The organism is Mesorhizobium sp. M5C.F.Ca.IN.020.32.2.1, assembly GCF_004023105.1.
GTDB classification, from domain to species: domain Bacteria; phylum Pseudomonadota; class Alphaproteobacteria; order Rhizobiales; family Rhizobiaceae; genus Mesorhizobium; species Mesorhizobium wenxiniae.
Map to the genome: position 1 here is coordinate 1 of NZ_RZSX01000617.1, position 3,976 is coordinate 3,976.

Sequence of the window (3,976 nt, forward strand, 5' to 3'; positions counted from 1 at the left end):
CGGCTCGTTGACGTCGATCTTCTGGAAGCGCCGCACCAAAGCGCGGTCCTTCTCGAAAAACTGGCGGAACTCCTTGTAGGTGGTCGAGCCGATGCAGCGGATCGTTCCGGACGACAGCGCCGGCTTCAACAGGTTCGACGCATCCATGGCGCCGCCCGACGTCGCCCCTGCCCCGATCACGGTGTGGATCTCGTCGATGAACAGAACCGCGCCCGGATAGTCCTCAAGTTCCTTGACGACCTGCTTCAGCCGCTCCTCGAAATCGCCGCGATAGCGGGTGCCGGCCAGCAATGTTCCCATGTCGAGCGCAAAGATGGTGGCGTTGTGCAGCACTTCCGGCACGTCACCCTCGACGATGCGCTTGGCAAGGCCCTCGGCGATCGCCGTCTTGCCGACGCCGGGGTCGCCGACATAGAGCGGATTGTTCTTGGAGCGGCGGCACAGCACCTGGATGGTGCGGTTGATCTCGGACCCGCGGCCGATCAGCGGATCGATTTTGCCGGCCTTGGCCTTGTTGTTCAGATTGATGCAATAGGCGGTGAGCGCGTCCTGCTGCTGCTTTTTCTTGCCGCCGTCCTCTTGCGGCTCGGCGCCGCTCTGGCCGCCCTGCTCGTCGTCGGCGCCGCGCGGCGACCGCGTCTCGGATGCGCCGGGACGCTTGGCGATGCCATGCGAAATGTAGTTGACCGCGTCGTAGCGGGTCATCTGCTGTTCCTGCAGGAAATAGGCGGCATGGCTCTCACGCTCGGCGAAGATCGCAACGAGCACGTTGGCGCCGGAGACTTCCTCGCGGCCGGACGACTGCACATGGATCACCGCGCGCTGGATGACGCGCTGGAAACCGGCCGTCGGCTTGGAATCCTCGTCGTAGCCGGTGACGAGATTGTCGAGCTCGGTGTCGATATAGGTGAGAACCGTGTGCTTCAACTCGTCGAGATCGACGTTGCAGGCGCGCATGACCGCGGCCGCCTCGGTGTCGTCGATGAGAGCGAGCAGCAAATGTTCAAGGGTTGCGTATTCGTGGTGCCGCTCATTGGCGAGCGTCAGCGCCTGGTGAAGCGCCTTTTCCAGGCCTTGGGAGAAAGCCGGCATGTTACCTCACTTCTTCTCCATCACGCATTGCAGCGGATGCTGATTCTGTCGGGCGAAATCCATGACCTGAGACACTTTGGTCTCGGCCACCTCGAATGTATAGACCCCGCACTCGCCCACTCCATGATTGTGAACATGTAGCATGATGCGTGTGGCGGCTTCACGGTCCTTCTGGAAAAAACGCTCCAGTACGTGAACCACGAATTCCATGGGCGTATAGTCGTCGTTGAGAATGAGGACCCGATAAAGGCTAGGCTTCTTGGTCTTGGTTTTGGTGCGCGTGATGACAGCCGTGCCGCGACCGGCCTCATTGCCGTCGTTGCCGTTTTGCATCCGCACCACATCTCTCATGGCAGTCAAACCAATCGTCACGTAGCCTTGCCTTTTCGAATCCCCATATGAGTTCGACATGTAGGTCTTCGATGAACGATTTTAAGCCCTTCTGTTTAGCTGACAATATGGCTAGGTGGCCAAACTTGGCCGATTTTCGAAATCGTGAAGGCGGCAGAGCCCCCTGATTTCAAGTTGCCATGAAAAAACCCGGCCGCGCGTTCGCGACCGGGTCTGTCTTGCAGGCCCGAGGGCCATCTTCACATTATAGCGAGATTACTTCGCTTTTGCGACGATAGATTCGAACGGCTTATAGGCTTCTTTGGCGAGTTCGGCATAGAGATCGCCTATCTTGGTCGCTTCGGCGACGAAGGCTTCGTACGACTGCTTGGCAAAATCGGACTGGATCTCGATCGCCTTCTCCAGCGACTTGGCCGACAACAGTTTCTCGGCTGCTGCGCTGCCGGCCTCGAAGCTTTTCTTGGTGTACTCGCCCGCCTCGGTGGCGATGGCCTGCGCACCCTTGGAAAGGGATGCGAAGCTCTTCAAGCCGGTGTCGGCAAACTCCTTGCCGTATTTGCTGAAATCTTCATAGGTCTGGGTCATTTCACGCTCCCTTGACAGTTGCCGTTGAACGGTGGACGCGCCCTGTCCGGGGGCCGCGTTGTGCAATGCAAGTTATATATTGTGCACTGCACAAAAAGTCAATGTTTCGCCGAGCGCGGTTCCGGGCGACCGGCCCGGCGTGCAGGCCCAGCCACCGGCAATCGCTAAAATTCAAATAAAGAGAAGCTCAAGCTCGAAGAAAATGGTGAACACGATGGTTACCATAAACGGATTGGTAACGCTGACCGCGATAGCTTGGCTCGAAGTGAGGCAGGACCTTTGCCGCCTCCAGCAACAAAAAATTCAAAGGAACTATCGGTGCGTCAGGCGTTGTCGGGCATTCTCTCCAAATCCGCGTCCTCTTTGAAAACGATCATGATCCTCGCTTTGACGATGACATTCGTCGTTGCCGACGCTGCTTCATCCATGGCAGCGAGGTCGGCGGCCATCGTCATCGATGCCAAAACCGGCAAGGTGCTATATTCTTCGAATGCCGATGGTCGGCGCTATCCGGCCTCGCTCACCAAGATGATGACGCTTTACCTGGCCTTCGAGGCCATGGCGAACGGCAAGATCAGCAAGAACTCCCGGGTCGTCTTTTCGGCCAATGCTGCTGCCGAACCGCCGACGAAACTCGGCGTCAGACGGGGCGGCGCGATCACGGTCGAGACCGCGATCCTGTCGATGGTGACCAAGTCGGCAAACGACTCGGCGACGGCGCTCGGCGAGCTTCTCGGCGGCAATGAAGCCAATTTCGCCCATATGATGACAGCCAAGGCGCGGGCGCTGGGCATGAAGGGGACCGTTTTCCGCAACGCCCACGGCTTGCCAAACCCCGGTCAGTTCACGACCGCGCGCGACATGGCGGTGCTCGGCATCGCGCTGCGGGAGCATTTTCCCCAGTATTACGGCTATTTCTCGCAGCGTTCCTTTCTCTACGGCCGGGGGCGCATCAACGGCCATAACCGCCTGCTTGGGCGCATCAAGGGCGTCGACGGCATCAAGACCGGTTACACCCGCGCCTCCGGCTACAATCTCGTTTCCTCGGTCGACGACGGCGATCGCCGCATCGTGGCGGTGGTGATAGGCGGGAAATCCGGCGGCAGCCGCGACAACCAGATGGCCGCATTGATCAAAACCTACATGCCGAAGGCGTCGTCGCGCGGCAGCGGCATGCTGGTCGCCAAGGCCGGCGGCGGCAACCCGATCAGCGCCCTGGCAAAAGTGTTCCTGCCCAAGCGCGACGCGCCGACGCCGGACAGCCGGCCGGACGACGATGCCCCGGACGATGATGCCATTGCCTCGCTAGTTGAGGAAACCGACCCCGCCGTTGAAGAAGCCACCCCCGTCGTCCAGACCAGGCCCGTCTCTCAGACCAAGAAGGTCGACACAGTGGCCGCGGCCACGGCGGACGATATCGCGACGGCAAGGGTCGCAGCAGCCTACGCCGAACCGGCGGCGGTCGATCCCGTCAACACGGCATCGGTGCCGTCCGGCTGGGCAGTCCAGGTCGCCTCTTCGCCAAAACAATCCGAAGCCCAGGCTCTCCTGGACGAGACGAGCAAGCAGGCGCCTTCGATCCTCGCCGATGCCACAGGTTTCACCGTCGCCTTCGAAAAGGACGGCGTCACCTATTACCGCGCCCGGTTCGGCTTTGGTTCGAAGACTGCTGCCTGGAAAGCCTGCAACGCCCTGAAGAAAAAGAAAATCGAGTGCTACGCCGTCCAGCAGTAGACGGCGTCGAAAACATCTCCCGGAAAAATTCTGCGTCGAAGGAGACTAGTTGTGATTGGAGAGCAAGACGTCCTTGGCTTCATTGATCCGCGCCGCCAGAAAAGACGTGCCGCCGATATCGGGGTGCAGGCGCTGCATCAGGCGGCGGTGCGCCTTGCGGACATCCGCCGCCTGATGCAGCGCCTGCACCCCGATATCGGCGGCACGTCTTTTC

Annotated in this window: 4 protein-coding genes; 1 reads left to right on the top strand and 3 read right to left on the bottom strand. The window is 60.2% G+C overall.

What is annotated here, in order from left to right:
* From EOA86_RS25510 to EOA86_RS25520, 3 genes are all read right to left on the bottom strand, one after another.
* On the bottom strand, nt 1-1,092 hold a 1,092-nt coding region (locus EOA86_RS25510), incomplete at its 3' end, for an AAA family ATPase (RefSeq protein ID WP_128344212.1).
* Between the two features lie 6 nt (nt 1,093-1,098).
* A complete protein-coding gene (gene clpS, locus EOA86_RS25515; protein WP_029352795.1) occupies nt 1,099-1,425 on the bottom strand; it encodes an ATP-dependent Clp protease adapter ClpS in 327 nt (108 codons plus the stop codon).
* A gap of 273 nt (nt 1,426-1,698) precedes the next feature.
* Nucleotides 1,699-2,028: a phasin family protein gene (locus EOA86_RS25520; protein WP_029352797.1), complete on the bottom strand. Its 330-nt coding sequence runs from the start codon at nt 2,026-2,028 to the stop codon at nt 1,699-1,701.
* Between the two features lie 318 nt (nt 2,029-2,346).
* Here EOA86_RS25520 and EOA86_RS25525 point away from each other — a divergent pair, with 318 nt between their 5' ends.
* Nucleotides 2,347-3,762 (top strand): D-alanyl-D-alanine carboxypeptidase, encoded by a 1,416-nt coding sequence (locus tag EOA86_RS25525; RefSeq protein ID WP_128344214.1) that lies wholly within the window; start codon nt 2,347-2,349, stop codon nt 3,760-3,762.
* Nucleotides 3,763-3,976 lie beyond the last annotated feature (214 nt).